The organism is Pseudomonas sp. EggHat1, assembly GCF_014892995.1.
Classification (GTDB): domain Bacteria; phylum Pseudomonadota; class Gammaproteobacteria; order Pseudomonadales; family Pseudomonadaceae; genus Aquipseudomonas; species Aquipseudomonas chaetocerotis.
Genome location: NZ_JACKQK010000001.1, coordinates 732,808 through 745,808, shown reverse-complemented (window position 1 = coordinate 745,808; position 13,001 = coordinate 732,808). Strand labels below are relative to the sequence as shown.

Below are 13,001 nucleotides of genomic sequence, written 5' to 3'. Positions count from 1 at the left end.
AGGCCCTTGCGTATTTCGATTCGCGTCATTGTCCAGTCGCCTCGCGTCGCTTGCGCATGCGACTCACGCACTGCTTCGTCGGGAATGCGGAGGAGTCGCTGATGCAGGCCTGCATGGCTTCCGGCTGGAGTTTCTCGGCGCCGGTGCTGGTGACGCTGCTGGTGTGCCTCGGCGTGATCCTGCTGGCGCACTGGGTGACCCGCCAGCGCGACTTTCCCGGACGTGACAGTTTCATCCTGCTGCATCTGGCCAGCCTCTGGTGGATGGTGGCTGCTGCGCTGGAAATGACCTTCCTCAGTGCCGACTGCAAGATGTTCTGGGCCAGCATGGCCTGGCCCGGCATCGTTTCCACGCCCACGTTCTGGGCCGTCTTCCTCTGGCAATACGTCAACAGCATGCGCGCGCCTCTGGCACGCAGCAGCATCCTCGGGTTGAGCCTGGTGCCGCTGCTGGTCTGGGGGCTGGCGCTGAGCAACCCCTGGCATGGTCTGTTCTACGGGGCCGGTAGTGCGCCGGTCGACGCCAGCCTGGGTGCGCCGGTGCGCTACGAGCATGGCCCGCTGTTCTACGCCACCGCCGTCTACGTCTACCTGTTCATGGCCTTCTGCATGGGCGTAGTGACGCGTGCCGCCGCGCTGAGCCAGGGATTGCATCGCCGCCATTATCTGGCCTTCGTGCTGGTCACCGCAGTGCCCTGGGTGGCCAATATCGGCTATGTGGGGTTCGGCTGGACGCTGTTCGGCTTCGACCCGACGCCCTTCAGTTTCGCGTTCACGCTGATGGCGTTCTCCTGGTTGATCGTCGGGGTGCGTCTGTTCGACCTGTTGCCGGTGGCCCGTCATCTGCTGCTCGAAGCCTTGCTCGATCCGGTGCTGGTGATCGACCCTCGTGGACGGGTGATCGAGGCCAACCCGGCGGCGCTGAAACTGGCAGGCCTGCAAGCGGGATGGCAAGGCACCGAGTTGGGGCAGTGGCCGGTTTTCGGTGCCGATCTGCAGCAGTCGCTGCAAGAACACAACGGCCACGAGCAGGACCTGCCGCTGACACTGACCAGTGCCGCGCGCTACTACGAGGTGCGCGTGCGCGCCATCCAGCGCGCCAGCCGCCATGGTCCGACCCTGCTGGGCCACATGCTCTACATCCGTGACGTGACCCAGCGCCACCTCAGTGAACTCAAGCTGGCCGAAGCGCTGGCGCTGAGTGAGGAGCGTCTGCGCACCATCTCCAGCCTGCACGAGCAACTGCGCGAGCAGGCCCTGTGTGATCCGCTGACCGGGCTTTACAACCGCCGTTATCTGGATGAGTTCTTCGAGCGCGAACTAGCCAGGGCGCAGCGCGAGAACCTGCCATTGGCGCTGGCCCTGATCGATCTCGATCACTTCAAGCGCCTCAACGACGAATGCGGCCACCTGGTCGGCGACGACGTACTCAAGGCCGTCGCGCAGCACCTGCTGGATAACCTGCGCAGTACCGATGCGGTGTTTCGTATCGGTGGCGAAGAGTTTCTGCTGATCCTGCCGGGCGCCGATCCGCGCGAGGCCAGCGAACGTCTGCAAAGCATCTGCGCGCAACTGGCGACTCGCGATGTCGCCACCCGTGGCGGCGACCAGCGTGTGACCCTGTCTGCCGGGCTGGCCCATTGGCCTGAGCAGGGGCAGGCACTCGACGAGCTGCTGCAGGCTGCCGACGCCGCGCTTTATCAGGCCAAACGCGACGGGCGCAATCGCGTTTGCGGGCAGTTGGCAGGCGCCGATCTCAGCCATCCATCCCGGCAGGCAGCATTGCGCGGCGACTCGGGTTAAACTGCGCGCGATTTTTCCCCTTTCCGGAGCCGTCCATGTCCCGCGTCACCCTGAGCCGCTACCTGATCGAGCAGACTCGCAGCCACAACACCCCGGCCGACCTGCGTTTTCTTATCGAAGTCGTGGCGCGGGCCTGCAAGGCGATCAGCCACCAGGTCTCCAAGGGCGCCCTCGGCGGCGTACTGGGTAGCCTGGACAGCGAGAACGTGCAGGGCGAAGTGCAGAAGAAGCTCGACGTGATTTCCAACGAGATTCTGCTCGAAGCCAACGAGTGGGGCGGTCACCTGGCCGGCATGGCGTCCGAGGAAATGGACAACGCCTACCAGATCCCCGGCAAGTACCCGAAAGGCGCTTATCTGTTGGTATTCGACCCGCTGGATGGCTCCAGCAACATCGACGTCAACGTCTCGGTCGGCACCATCTTCTCGGTGCTGCGCAGCCCTGAACGTAACGGTGAAACCGGTGATCTGGGCGAAGAGGCCTTCCTCCAGCCGGGTACTCAGCAGGTCGCGGCCGGCTACGCCATCTATGGCCCGCAGACCATGCTGATGCTGACCCTCGGCGATGGCGTGAAGGGCTTCACCCTGGATCGTGAACTGGGCAGCTTCGTGCTCACCCATGACAACATCAAGGTGCCGGAGTCCACCAAGGAATTCGCCATCAACATGTCCAACCAGCGCCACTGGGAAGCCCCGGTACAGCGTTATGTCTCCGAGTTGCTGGCCGGTGAAACCGGACCGCTGGGGCGCAACTACAACATGCGCTGGATCGCTTCGATGGTGGCCGATGTGCACCGCATTCTCACCCGTGGCGGCGTGTTCATGTACCCGCGTGATGCCCGTGAGCCGGACAAGCCGGGCAAGCTGCGTCTGATGTACGAGGCCAACCCGATGTCGATGATCATCGAACAGGCCGGTGGTGCAGCCACCGACGGTAGCCAGCGTATTCTCGATATCCAGCCCACTTCCCTGCACCAGCGCGTACCGGTCTACCTTGGCTCCAAGGAAGAAGTGCTGCGTATCACTGCCTACCACCGCAGCTGATGCACGTCTGGCAGCCGCTGCTCGACTGGTGGTTTGGTGCCGACGGCAGCGCTACCGAAGTCGCGGCAGCGCGCCAGGGGTTATGGTTCGGCAAGCGTGATAGCCAGGATCGTGAGGCTGAGGTGCGCTTCGGTGCCCTGGTCGAGAAGGCACTGGCTGGCGAGCTGCAGGGTTGGACGGGCGACCCGCAAGGTTGGCTGGCGCAGCTGATCCTGCTCGATCAGCTGCCGCGTATGATCTTTCGCGATACGCCGCGGGCCTTTGCCGGCGACAGCCTGGCCCGCCCGCTGTTGCGCGATGGCCTGGATCGCGGCTGGGATCGCAGGCTGACGCCGATCCAGCGCGTCTTTGCCTATCTGGTCTTCGAGCACGCCGAAGATCTGTCGTTGCAGGACCGCGCGGTCGAACTGTTTGCTGATCTGCTGAACGAAGCCGCTGCCGCTGAGCGGCCTTTGTTCGCCGACTTCCTCGATTTCGCCGAGCGTCATCAGCGGGTGATTGCCCGTTTCGGTCGCTTTCCTCATCGCAACGCGATTCTGGGTCGTGCCTCCACTGACGAAGAGCAAGTCTTCCTGCGGGAACCCGGCTCGCGTTTCTGAACTCCAAGCGGGCAAGTCATCGCCGGCTATGCCAAGCTTGCTGGCACCTTCCCATCAGGAGCTTCATCCATGTCGATGCGTATCGTCGCGTTGCTCGCCTGCTGTCTGCTCGCCGCCTGCAGCAAGATCAATCAGGACAACTATTCCAAGCTCAAGGCGGGCATGAGCAAGCAGGAAGTGGAAAGCCTGCTCGGTGCGCCGGGCGAGTGTGCGGGCGCTCTGGGGGTGACCAGCTGCACCTGGGGTGACGACAAGGCCTATATCAGTGTCCAGTACGCCGGGGACAAGGTCATGCTGTTCTCCGGCAAGGGACTCAAGTAAACAGGAGCTTCCATGCGTTCGATCCTAATCGCCAGCACCATTCTCGCCCTTGCGGGCTGTGCCAACTCTGGTACCGGCAGCATCTCCAAACCGCCACCGCAGACCATGCAGGTCGACCTGCAGCGCTACCAGGGCACCTGGTACGAACTGGCACGTCTGCCCATGTTCTTCCAGCGCAACTGCGTGCAATCGGAGGCACACTACGGCCTGCGTGACGATGGCCGCATCGACGTGACCAACCGCTGCCGCGACAAGGACGGTGAGTGGGTCGAGGCCAAGGGTATGGCCGAGCCTCAGGTCGAAGGGCAAACCGACAAGCTGTGGGTGCGCTTCGACAACTGGGCCAGCAAGCTGCTGCCGATCAAGGGCGACTACTGGGTGATCTACCACGACGAGGACTATCGCGTGGCGCTGGTCGGTCACCCGGAGCACAAGTACCTGTGGCTGCTGTCACGCACCCCGGAGGTGGATCAGGAAACCCGCGACAAGCTGCTCAGCGTCGCGCGCGAGCAGGGCTACGTCACGTCAGACCTGATCTGGCGCCAGGCTGACTAGCCTATAGCCCGGATTGCATCGGCTACATAACTGGGTGCGTTAGGGCCGCTCCCCTGTAGGAGCGAGCTTGCTCGCGATCAGACCGGATGGTGAACATCGGGGGATCGCCGGCAAGCCGGCTCCTACGCAGGCAGGCGGGCTACGTCGTCACTCCCAGTCCAGGCGCGCCAGTTTCCATCCGTCACCGTCGAGCCACCATTCCAGCTTCACCGAGTAGTGCCGCGCGCTGTCGGGGATCAACCCCTCGGCGCCGCTCAGGCCGACCTGGGCTTCGGTATAGCCCTTGCTGCTGATCGCCGAGTCGATCCAGCTGTTCTTGCCCAGCGCGATGACCTTGATGTTCTTGTGGCGCAGGAACAGCAGGGTCATGGTGCGCTTGGCCCACTCACGGTCGAGTTCCTGGCGGGCCAGGAAGTCGCCATGCAACTGCTCCAGCACCGCACCGGTGCTCTTGGCCTCGATGTTGTCCTGCAACTGCTGAACGGCCGCCTCCAGAGCAGCCTGTGGATCGTCGCGACCGCCGCAGCCGGCGAGCAGGAGGGTGAAGGACATAAACAGCGACCAAGCCAGATGACGCATCGACATGCTGAACTTCCTTTTCATGGTTATGATGCCGGGCAGAGTGGAACACGGCAGTTGTAGCCCAGCCAACAGGAGCCAACCATGCAGACTTTGTACCCGGAGATCAAACCCTACGCGCGCCATGAACTGGCGGTCGAGCAACCGCACGTGCTGTACATCGACGAGAGCGGCTCTGCGGACGGGTTGCCGGTACTGTTCATCCATGGCGGCCCAGGTGCAGGCTGCGATTCAGCCAGCCGCCGTTACTTCGATCCTGCCCTGTATCGCATCGTCACCTTCGACCAGCGTGGCTGTGGCCGTTCGACGCCGCACGCGAGCCTGGAAAACAACACCACCCAGGCGTTGATCGCCGATATCGAGCGTATTCGTGAGCACCTGGGTATCGACAAGTTCGTGCTGTTCGGTGGCTCCTGGGGCTCGACCCTGGCGTTGGCTTATGCACAGGCGCATCCGCAGCGCGTGCATGGGCTGATTCTGCGCGGCATCTTCCTGTGTCGGCCGCAGGAGTTCAGCTGGTTCTATCAGGAGGGTGCCAGTCGTCTGTTCCCCGATTACTGGGAGGATTACGTGGCGCCCATCCCGGTCGAGGAGCGTGGCGATCTGATGCGGGCCTTCTACAAACGCCTGACGGGTGCCGACCAGATTGCCCAGATGCATGCAGCCAAGGCCTGGTCGACCTGGGAAGGCCGCACCGCCACCCTGCGTCCCAATACTCAGGTAGTCGATCGTTTCAGCGAGGCACATCGGGCACTGTCCATTGCCCGTATCGAGTGCCACTACTTCGTCAATGACGCTTTCCTCGAACCCAACCAGCTGCTCCGTGACATACCGAAGATCGCTCACTTGCCGGGTATCATCGTACATGGGCGCTACGATGCCATCTGCCCGCTGGATAACGCCTGGGCGCTGCATCAGGCCTGGCCCAACAGCGAGCTGCAGATCATCCGTGACGCCGGCCACTCGGCGGCGGAACCCGGTATTACCGACGCGCTGATCCGCGCAGCCGAACAGATGGCCCGGCGCCTGCTCGACCTGCCGCCGGAGGATGCATGAAGCTGCTGATCCAGCGCGTCAGCGCAGCAAGGGTCGAGGTCGAAGGCGAGGTGGTGGGCAGCATCGATCAGGGCCTGCTGGCACTGGTTGGCATCGAGCCGCAGGATGATCAGACCAGCCTGTCCCGTGCTTTGCACAAGTTGTTGAACTATCGGGTGTTCAGTGACGAAGCGGGCAAGATGAACCGCTCGCTGACGGACGTGCAAGGCGGGCTATTGTTGGTGTCGCAGTTCACCCTGGCAGCCGACACCAAAAGTGGTATGCGCCCCAGCTTCTCCAGCGCCGCGCCACCTGTCCAAGGCGCTGCATTGTTCGATGCTCTGGTCGAAATGGCCAAGGCCCAGCATCCGCAGGTCGCCACCGGACGCTTCGGCGCCAATATGCAGGTGCACCTGGTCAACGATGGGCCGGTTACCTTCCTGTTGGAGGTGTGAGTCATCTGTATGGCGTGCTTGGCGGACTGTTCGCTGGCGCTCCTGAGTCCGCCCTACAGCGCTGAAGCCCCTCCCACGTTGTTGTGGGAGAGGCTTTAGCCGCAACTACCAGTCAGTGCGTAGGGTGGGCAACGCGAAGCTTGTCCACCGCCCAAGGCCTCAGAACAGCCTGGCCAGCAACGCCGGCACTGCCGTCTCCACCCGCAGAATGCGCTCGCCAAGCTGCACCGGTTGCAGGCCTGCGGCTTCGCGCAGCAGCTCGACTTCGTAGGGAATCCAGCCGCCTTCCGGGCCGATGGCCAGGGTCACGGGCTGCCCGACGGCACGCGGGCAGGCCGGGTAATCACCGGGGTGGCCGGTCAGGCCAAGCGTTCCCGCTGCCAGGGCCGGTAGGCGATCCTCGACGAAGGGCTTGAAGCGTTTCTCGATGCTCACCTCGGGCAGCACCGTGTCGCGTGCCTGCTCCAGGCCAAGGATCAGCTGTTCGCGAATGGCCTCGGCCTCGAGAAACGGCGTCTGCCAGAAACTCTTCTCCACGCGATAGCTGTTGACCAGTACCAGGCGCGCCACGCCCATGGCGCTGACCGTCTGCAGCACGCGCTTGAGCATCTTCGGGCGGGGCAGGGCGAGGATCAGGGTCAGCGCGAGCTTGGCCGGTGGCGGTTGCTCGAGACTGACTTGCAGCTCGGCATATTCGGCATCCAGGGCGATCAGTCGGCCGTCGCCCATCAACCCGCCAAGGCGACCGACGCGCAGGCGGTCACCGGTTTCGGCGCGATGCACGTCATGCAGATGTTTCAGGCGCCTGCCACTGAGGTGTACCCGATCGCCGTCGATGAAGTCGGCGTCTTCCAGCAGCAGCAGATTCACGGCAGGGGTGCGGGAGGTTGGTCTTCGGGCTTGGCTTCTTCTTCGCTCTGTTCCTGGTCGCGCTTGCGCTTGACCAGCGCGCCAGCCAGCACGCCGGCTTCGAACAGTAGCCACATCGGCACGGCCAACAGGGTCTGCGAGAACACGTCCGGCGGCGTCAGCACCATGCCGACCACGAAGCAGCCAACTATCACGTAGGGTCGGCTCTTGCGCAGCGTCGCTACGTCGACCAGACCTACCCAGATAACCAGGAAGGTAGCGATAGGGATTTCGAAGGCCACGCCAAAGGCGAAGAACAGCGTCAGGACGAAATCAAGGTACTGGCCGATGTCGGTCATCATCGCCACGCCTTCCGGGGTCACGCTGGCGAAGAAGCCGAACATGATCGGGAACACCACGAAGTAGGCGAAGGCCATACCGGCATAGAACAGGAAAATACTCGAAATCAGCAGCGGCACCGCGATACGCCGCTCATGGGTGTACAGCCCCGGTGCGATGAAGCCCCAGATCTGGTGCAGGATCACCGGCATGCCGAGAAACAACGCACACATCAGGGTCAGCTTGAAGGGCGTCAGGAACGGCGAGGCGACCCCTGTGGCGATCATCGTCGCGCCTTCTGGCAGATAGGCGCGTAACGGCGCAGCGACCAGGGCGTAGATATCCTGAGCGAAGTAGAACAGGCCGGCGAAGATCAGCAGGATGATCACTACACAGCGCAACAGGCGAGTACGCAGCTCGGCCAGGTGCGAGACCAGAGGCATTTCCTGGTCGGCTTGTGGATTATTGCTCATGGCTGGGGATTCTTGTCCTGAACGCTCGGGGCCGTGTCGGCAGTCGATTTGGCGCTGTTCTCAACTGGCGGATCGTCGCTTTTGCCGGTGCCGAGAATGTCCTGCTTCATCGCCTGCATTTCCCGCTCGAGTTCGAGAATCCGCTCGTTATGCAACTGACGGCGAATCTCGTCGGCGCCGATCTCGCGCTCTACCTCGGCCTTGATCGAGTTGAAGCTGCGCTTGATCCGGCCGATCCACAGGCTGGCCGTACGCACGGCACCTGGCAGGCGCTCAGGGCCGAGCACCACCAGGGCCACCAGACCGACCAGCAGCAGTTCGGTAAAACCGATGTCGAACATGGCTTAGTCTTTCTTCGCTGGCTCTTCGACCTTGCGTGCCTGGGCGTCGATGGTCTGGCCCTTGGGCTCTTCGACTGCCGGTTTCTCGGCTTCGCCATTGTCCATCGATTTACGGAAGCCCTTGATCGCGTCGCCCAGGTCCGAGCCCAGGCTCTTCAGGCGCTTGGTGCCGAACAACATGACCACGATGAGCAGGATGATCAGGAGTTGCCAGATGCTGATACCGCCAAAACCCATGATATGTACTCCGTAATGAAGGTTTATTCGGATTGCGGTCGCGCGGCTTTTTCCGCGTGGCCGGAGAGGCCGAAACGGCGATCCAGTTCATCCAGTACAGCCTGGGGATGCTGGCCGAGGGCGGCGAGCATGACCAGGCTATGGAACCACAGGTCGGCGGTTTCGTAGATCAGGTCCTTGCAGTCACCGCTGGCGGCGGCGTCCTTGGCGGCGAGGATGGTTTCCACCGATTCCTCGCCGACCTTTTCCAGAATCTTGTTCAGACCCTTGTGATACAGGCTGGCGACGTAGGAGCTGTCGGCTGCTGCGCCCTTGCGCGATTCCAGCACCTCGGCCAGGCGGCTCAGGGTGTCACTCATGGCTGTGTCCTGCATAGATGGCGTGCGGATCTTTCAGCACCGCGTCGACGGTTTTCCAGCCGCCATTCTCGTATACCCGATAGAAGCAGCTTTCGCGACCGGTGTGGCAAGCGATGCCGCCCAGCTGTTCGACCATCAGCACGATGACATCGGCGTCGCAATCCAGCCGCAGCTCGTGCAGTTTTTGCACATGGCCGGATTCCTCACCCTTGCGCCACAGCTTGCCACGCGAGCGCGACCAGTAGATGGCGCGTTGTTCGAGGGCGGTGAGGGCGAGGGATTCGCGGTTCATCCAGGCCATCATCAGGATGCGGCCGCTCTGGTGGTCCTGGGCGATGGCCGGCACCAGGCCGTCTTCGTTCCAGTGGATTTCATCGAGCCAATCGTTCATCGGTATTCCGTGTCTGTTTCGCCGGGTCGCGGCCCGTGAATTAACCAAGTGTGCCAGTGCCGCAGCCAACTGGCTATCGGCGCAGCACCAGATAGAGTCCGCCGCCGACCATCAGCCAGGCTGGCCAGGTGGCCAGCAGGGGGGCCAGGCCTTGCATGGCCCCGGCGCCGATCAGTGCCGCACCAAGCAGGCGCAGCGTCCAGTGGTCGCGCGGTGCGCTGGTCCGGACCTGTACCGGTTGCTGCAGACGCTCCAGAGTGTCGCGGGCGATCTGTGACAGGTGCGGCACCTGCTCGGCTTGTTGCTGCAGGTTGCGCAGCAGATGTAGCGGACTGATGCGTTCACGCATCCAGCGTTCGAGGAAGGGCTGCGCGGTGCTCCACAGATCCAGATCGGGGTAGAGCTGACGGCCCAGACCTTCGATGTTGAGCAGGGTCTTCTGCAGCAGCACCAGTTGCGGTTGCACTTCCATATTGAAACGTCGGGCGGTCTGGAACAGGCGCAGCAGCAACTGGCCGAAGGAAATGTCCTTCAGCGGCTTCTCGAAGATCGGCTCGCACACGGTGCGGATCGCCGCCTCGAATTCGTTGACCTTGGTGTCGGCCGGGACCCAGCCCGAGTCGATATGCAGCTGCGCGACCTTGCGGTAGTCGCGCTTGAAGAAGGCGATCAGGTTGCGCGCCAGGTAGTCCTGATCCTCATCGGTGAGGCTGCCGATGATGCCGCAGTCGATGGCGATGTACTGCGGGCTCCAGGGCGTGCGAGTGCTGACGAAGATGTTGCCGGGGTGCATGTCGGCGTGGAAGAAGCTGTCGCGGAACACCTGGGTGAAGAAGATCTCCACGCCGCGTTCGGCCAAAAGTTTCATGTCAGTACGCTGGTCGGCCAGGGTCGCCAGGTCGGTCACCGGGATGCCGTAGATGCGCTCCATCACCAGCACCTGGTGGCGGCACAGGTCCCAATACACTTGCGGCACGTAGAGCAGTGGCGAGCCTTCGAAGTTACGCCGCAACTGACTGGCGTTCGCTGCTTCGCGCAGCAGATCGAGTTCATCAAAGATGGTTTTTTCGTAGTCGCTGACCACTTCCACCGGGCGCAGGCGGCGTGCATCGGCCGAGGCTTTCTCGGCGATACGGGCGATCAGGAACAGCCAGGCCAGATCCTGGCGGATGATCGGTTTGAGACCGGGACGCACCACCTTGACCACCACCTGCTCGCCGCTTTTCAGCTGCGCAGCATGCACCTGAGCTACCGAGGCCGAGGCCAGCGGCTGGCTGTCGAAACGGGCGAACAGCTCGCTCACCGGGGCGCCCAGCTGGCGCTCGATCAGGGCGATGGCCTGATCTTCCGGAAAGGGCGGCACCTGATCCTGCAGGCGCGCCAGCTCATCGGCGATATCCGGTGGCAGCAGGTCGCGGCGGGTGGACAGCAGTTGGCCGAACTTGATGAAGATCGGCCCCAGGTCTTCCAGCGCCAGACGCAGACGTGCGCCGCGTGACAGCTCCAGCGGCTTGCGTGGCAGCCAGCGCCAGGGCAGCAGGCAGGACAGCGCGCGCAGCCAGAACGGCAGCGGTAGCTCGAGGAGCATCTCGTCCAGTTGATAGCGGATGACTACGCGCTGGATGCGCAACAGGCGGCGAACGGCAAGCAGCTTCATGCGTCGGACTTATTGGCAGAAGTGAGGCGCTCGATGCGTGCTTCCAGGCGGTCGAGGGCGATTTTGAGTTGATCCAGCTCGGCGAAACGCGCATCGGCTTCGCGCTGGCCCACCAGGGTGCGTGATTCTTCGGCCAGGTAGTCGGCCAGATTCTGCTTGAGGCTGGCGGCGCCGTGACTGGCGAGATTGACCCGGCTGCGCAGGTGACCGGCGAGCAGGGTAGTGGCCACCGGACCGAGCCAGCGGGAGATTTCGTATTCCCAGTCCAGCTCCAGATCCTGCAGGATACCGGCCAGTTGCAGCAGCACCGCGCTGTCACCATCGAGCGACACTTCCGGGCGATGCAGGATGGCGGTTTTCTCGCGGCTCAGGGCCAGGCGCACCAGGCTGGCGGCAGGTGCGGTGAGGGTGCAGTCGGCGGGTGCATGCCACTGTGCGGCGAGTTGCAGACCATCACCACTGGGCAGAATGAACAGCTCCAGTGCCGGGCTCTGGCACTGCACGGCGATGACCTTCCCGGCCAGCGCCTGCAGACGCGGCAACGCCGTGCCGTCGAGGCGCAGGGCGCGGTTGAGGCCCGCCTCGACGCCTGCCAGCAAGCCCGTGATGAGCATTAAGGCTTTATGCCGCGATGCAGGGCGACGATGCCGCCAGTCATGTTGTGGTAGGTGACGCGCTCGAAGCCGGCGTCGACCATCATCGCCTTGAGGGTTTCCTGATCCGGGTGCATGCGGATCGACTCGGCCAGGTAGCGGTAGCTTTCCGAGTCATTGGTGATCAACTTGCCGGCCAGCGGCATGAAGCTGAACGAGTAGGTGTCGTAGACCTTGGCCAGCAGCGGGTTGCCAGGCTTGGAGAACTCCAGCACCAGCAGGCGCCCGCCGGGTTTGAGCACGCGCAGCATCGAGCGCAGGGCGTCTTCCTTGTGGGTGACGTTGCGCAGGCCGAAGGCGATGGTGACCACGTCGAAGTGGTTGTCGGGGAACGGCAGCTTCTCGGCGTCGGCCTGGACGAACTGCACGTTGCCGGCCACGCCCTTGTCCAACAGACGATCACGACCGACCTTGAGCATGGAGTCGTTGATATCGGCCAGCACCACCTGGCCGGTCGGGCCGACGATGCTGGCGAACTTGCGGGTCAGGTCTCCGGTGCCGCCAGCGATGTCCAGCACGCGGTTGCCGGTGCGCACGCCGGACAGCTCGATGGTGAAGCGCTTCCACAGGCGATGCAGGCCACCGGACAGCACGTCGTTCATCAGGTCGTACTTGGCTGCCACCGAGTGGAAGACCTCGGCTACCTTCTCCGCCTTCTGGCTTTCCGGCACATCCTGGAAACCGAAGTGGGTGGTGGGTTCCTGCTCGTGGGCCTTGCGTGGATCGCTCATGTCGCTCTCACCAGGTAAAAAACCTGTCCATTCTAAAGCCGCCTGCTGCCTTTGTCTTGCCTGGGTGCCAGGTGGGTTGGCGGGCTGTTAGAGTGCTGTGACTTCATGCCGCAGTGCTGCGGCGCCTGCCTGATCGAGGAGCTGTCATGTCCCGCATTCGTGTCGAACGATCCCATTCCCTTGGCCGCGAGGCCGCGCGGGAGAAAGCCGAGCGCCTGGCCGAACGCCTGGCCAGCGAGTACGACGTGCGCTATCGCTGGAACGGCGACACCCTGGAGTTCAAGCGCAGCGGTGCTGACGGCAGCATCGCGGTGGGTGAAAACACCGTGCGTGTCGAGCTCAAGCTCGGGCTGCTGCTGTCGCCCATGGGCGGCATGATCCAGCGCGAAATCGAGCAGGTATTGGACAAGTCGCTGGCCTGATCCTGCAGGCGGTGGATGTCGCTTTTTACATCCACCAGGTTGGTGGATCGATGAGGCGTGATCCACCGCGCTGAAGCTTGCAGCCGCTCTTAGTATGCGATTTCTAATTTTTCTCCTTAGGGTGTACCCAAGCCTGCATTCCGTGGGCGTTTCCGCTAAC

18 protein-coding genes are annotated in these 13,001 nt (G+C 63.2%); 8 read left to right on the top strand and 10 right to left on the bottom strand.

The window, feature by feature from the left end; translation table 11 throughout:
- Window positions 1-101 precede the first annotated feature (101 nt).
- From INS93_RS03415 to INS93_RS03395, 5 genes are all read left to right on the top strand, one after another.
- The gene (locus INS93_RS03415; protein WP_192980301.1) at window positions 102-1,802 is read left to right on the top strand and encodes a histidine kinase N-terminal 7TM domain-containing protein; all 1,701 of its coding nucleotides are present in this window, start codon (window positions 102-104) and stop codon (window positions 1,800-1,802) included.
- 35 nt (window positions 1,803-1,837) lie between these two features.
- Window positions 1,838-2,845, top strand: coding sequence for a class 1 fructose-bisphosphatase (locus INS93_RS03410; protein WP_192980300.1), 1,008 nt, complete (start codon window positions 1,838-1,840; stop codon window positions 2,843-2,845).
- A complete protein-coding gene (locus INS93_RS03405) occupies window positions 2,845-3,444 on the top strand; it encodes a DUF924 family protein (protein ID WP_192980299.1) in 600 nt (199 codons plus the stop codon). Before INS93_RS03410 ends, INS93_RS03405 begins: the two co-directional genes overlap by 1 nt.
- A gap of 69 nt (window positions 3,445-3,513) precedes the next feature.
- Window positions 3,514-3,765, top strand: a complete 252-nt coding sequence (gene bamE, locus INS93_RS03400) for an outer membrane protein assembly factor BamE domain-containing protein (RefSeq protein ID WP_160019074.1) — start codon at window positions 3,514-3,516, stop codon at window positions 3,763-3,765.
- Window positions 3,766-3,777: 12 nt separating this feature from the next.
- Window positions 3,778-4,320, top strand: a complete 543-nt coding sequence (locus INS93_RS03395; RefSeq protein WP_192980298.1) for a lipocalin family protein — start codon at window positions 3,778-3,780, stop codon at window positions 4,318-4,320.
- Window positions 4,321-4,467: 147 nt separating this feature from the next.
- Here the strand turns inward: INS93_RS03395 and INS93_RS03390 are convergent, their stop codons facing one another.
- Window positions 4,468-4,905 carry a hypothetical protein gene (locus tag INS93_RS03390; protein WP_169970003.1) on the bottom strand — a complete coding sequence of 146 codons (438 nt, stop codon included), beginning with the start codon at window positions 4,903-4,905 and terminating at the stop codon, window positions 4,468-4,470.
- A 78-nt stretch (window positions 4,906-4,983) separates the two neighbouring features.
- On the opposite strand from INS93_RS03390, the gene pip reads away from it, so the two are divergent.
- Window positions 4,984-5,955 carry a prolyl aminopeptidase gene (pip, locus tag INS93_RS03385; protein WP_160019077.1) on the top strand — a complete coding sequence of 324 codons (972 nt, stop codon included), beginning with the start codon at window positions 4,984-4,986 and terminating at the stop codon, window positions 5,953-5,955.
- Entirely contained in the window at window positions 5,952-6,389 is a 438-nt protein-coding gene (dtd, locus tag INS93_RS03380) for a D-aminoacyl-tRNA deacylase (RefSeq protein ID WP_192980297.1), read from the top strand. Before pip ends, dtd begins: the two co-directional genes overlap by 4 nt.
- A gap of 159 nt (window positions 6,390-6,548) precedes the next feature.
- Here dtd and INS93_RS03375 read toward each other — a convergent pair whose 3' ends face one another.
- From INS93_RS03375 to ubiE, 9 genes are all read right to left on the bottom strand, one after another.
- Window positions 6,549-7,259, bottom strand: coding sequence for a 16S rRNA (uracil(1498)-N(3))-methyltransferase (locus INS93_RS03375; RefSeq protein WP_192980296.1), 711 nt, complete (start codon window positions 7,257-7,259; stop codon window positions 6,549-6,551).
- Window positions 7,256-8,050 (bottom strand): twin-arginine translocase subunit TatC, encoded by a 795-nt coding sequence (tatC, locus tag INS93_RS03370; RefSeq protein ID WP_192980295.1) that lies wholly within the window; start codon window positions 8,048-8,050, stop codon window positions 7,256-7,258. Before tatC ends, INS93_RS03375 begins: the two co-directional genes overlap by 4 nt.
- A complete protein-coding gene (gene tatB / locus INS93_RS03365) occupies window positions 8,047-8,391 on the bottom strand; it encodes a Sec-independent protein translocase protein TatB (RefSeq protein WP_192980294.1) in 345 nt (114 codons plus the stop codon). The genes tatC and tatB overlap by 4 nt, the downstream gene beginning before the upstream one ends.
- Before the next feature lie 3 nt (window positions 8,392-8,394).
- Window positions 8,395-8,628: a twin-arginine translocase TatA/TatE family subunit gene (gene tatA / locus INS93_RS03360; RefSeq protein ID WP_011920744.1), complete on the bottom strand. Its 234-nt coding sequence runs from the start codon at window positions 8,626-8,628 to the stop codon at window positions 8,395-8,397.
- Between the two features lie 23 nt (window positions 8,629-8,651).
- Complete coding sequence (locus INS93_RS03355; RefSeq protein WP_003458971.1) at window positions 8,652-8,987, bottom strand: phosphoribosyl-ATP diphosphatase; 336 nt, start codon at window positions 8,985-8,987, stop codon at window positions 8,652-8,654.
- Window positions 8,980-9,378 carry a phosphoribosyl-AMP cyclohydrolase gene (hisI, locus tag INS93_RS03350; protein ID WP_192980293.1) on the bottom strand — a complete coding sequence of 133 codons (399 nt, stop codon included), beginning with the start codon at window positions 9,376-9,378 and terminating at the stop codon, window positions 8,980-8,982. The genes INS93_RS03355 and hisI overlap by 8 nt, the downstream gene beginning before the upstream one ends.
- 73 nt (window positions 9,379-9,451) lie before the next feature.
- Complete coding sequence (gene ubiB, locus INS93_RS03345) at window positions 9,452-11,035, bottom strand: ubiquinone biosynthesis regulatory protein kinase UbiB (protein ID WP_192980292.1); 1,584 nt, start codon at window positions 11,033-11,035, stop codon at window positions 9,452-9,454.
- Window positions 11,032-11,649 carry a ubiquinone biosynthesis accessory factor UbiJ gene (locus INS93_RS03340; protein WP_192980291.1) on the bottom strand — a complete coding sequence of 206 codons (618 nt, stop codon included), beginning with the start codon at window positions 11,647-11,649 and terminating at the stop codon, window positions 11,032-11,034. Before INS93_RS03340 ends, ubiB begins: the two co-directional genes overlap by 4 nt.
- The gene (gene ubiE / locus INS93_RS03335) at window positions 11,649-12,419 is read right to left on the bottom strand and encodes a bifunctional demethylmenaquinone methyltransferase/2-methoxy-6-polyprenyl-1,4-benzoquinol methylase UbiE (RefSeq protein ID WP_192980290.1); all 771 of its coding nucleotides are present in this window, start codon (window positions 12,417-12,419) and stop codon (window positions 11,649-11,651) included. Before ubiE ends, INS93_RS03340 begins: the two co-directional genes overlap by 1 nt.
- 146 nt (window positions 12,420-12,565) lie before the next feature.
- Here ubiE and INS93_RS03330 point away from each other — a divergent pair, with 146 nt between their 5' ends.
- Window positions 12,566-12,841, top strand: a complete 276-nt coding sequence (locus INS93_RS03330; RefSeq protein WP_192980289.1) for a polyhydroxyalkanoic acid system family protein — start codon at window positions 12,566-12,568, stop codon at window positions 12,839-12,841.
- Window positions 12,842-13,001 lie beyond the last annotated feature (160 nt).

Bases quoted from the DNA above. Each gene is read 5' to 3' on its own strand.
- tatC (WP_192980295.1), bottom strand. From the start codon at position 8,050: ATGAGCAATAATCCACAAGCCGACCAGGAAATGCCTCTGGTCTCGCAC.
- hisI (WP_192980293.1), bottom strand. From the start codon at position 9,378: ATGAACGATTGGCTCGATGAAATCCACTGGAACGAAGACGGCCTGGTG.
- ubiB (WP_192980292.1), bottom strand. From the start codon at position 11,035: ATGAAGCTGCTTGCCGTTCGCCGCCTGTTGCGCATCCAGCGCGTAGTC.
- INS93_RS03395 (WP_192980298.1), top strand. From the start codon at position 3,778: ATGCGTTCGATCCTAATCGCCAGCACCATTCTCGCCCTTGCGGGCTGT.
- tatA (WP_011920744.1), bottom strand. From the start codon at position 8,628: ATGGGTTTTGGCGGTATCAGCATCTGGCAACTCCTGATCATCCTGCTC.
- INS93_RS03415 (WP_192980301.1), top strand. From the start codon at position 102: ATGCAGGCCTGCATGGCTTCCGGCTGGAGTTTCTCGGCGCCGGTGCTG.
- pip (WP_160019077.1), top strand. From the start codon at position 4,984: ATGCAGACTTTGTACCCGGAGATCAAACCCTACGCGCGCCATGAACTG.
- tatB (WP_192980294.1), bottom strand. From the start codon at position 8,391: ATGTTCGACATCGGTTTTACCGAACTGCTGCTGGTCGGTCTGGTGGCC.
- INS93_RS03410 (WP_192980300.1), top strand. From the start codon at position 1,838: ATGTCCCGCGTCACCCTGAGCCGCTACCTGATCGAGCAGACTCGCAGC.
- INS93_RS03355 (WP_003458971.1), bottom strand. From the start codon at position 8,987: ATGAGTGACACCCTGAGCCGCCTGGCCGAGGTGCTGGAATCGCGCAAG.
- dtd (WP_192980297.1), top strand. From the start codon at position 5,952: ATGAAGCTGCTGATCCAGCGCGTCAGCGCAGCAAGGGTCGAGGTCGAA.
- INS93_RS03340 (WP_192980291.1), bottom strand. From the start codon at position 11,649: ATGCTCATCACGGGCTTGCTGGCAGGCGTCGAGGCGGGCCTCAACCGC.
- INS93_RS03390 (WP_169970003.1), bottom strand. From the start codon at position 4,905: ATGTCGATGCGTCATCTGGCTTGGTCGCTGTTTATGTCCTTCACCCTC.
- ubiE (WP_192980290.1), bottom strand. From the start codon at position 12,419: ATGAGCGATCCACGCAAGGCCCACGAGCAGGAACCCACCACCCACTTC.
- INS93_RS03330 (WP_192980289.1), top strand. From the start codon at position 12,566: ATGTCCCGCATTCGTGTCGAACGATCCCATTCCCTTGGCCGCGAGGCC.
- bamE (WP_160019074.1), top strand. From the start codon at position 3,514: ATGTCGATGCGTATCGTCGCGTTGCTCGCCTGCTGTCTGCTCGCCGCC.
- INS93_RS03405 (WP_192980299.1), top strand. From the start codon at position 2,845: ATGCACGTCTGGCAGCCGCTGCTCGACTGGTGGTTTGGTGCCGACGGC.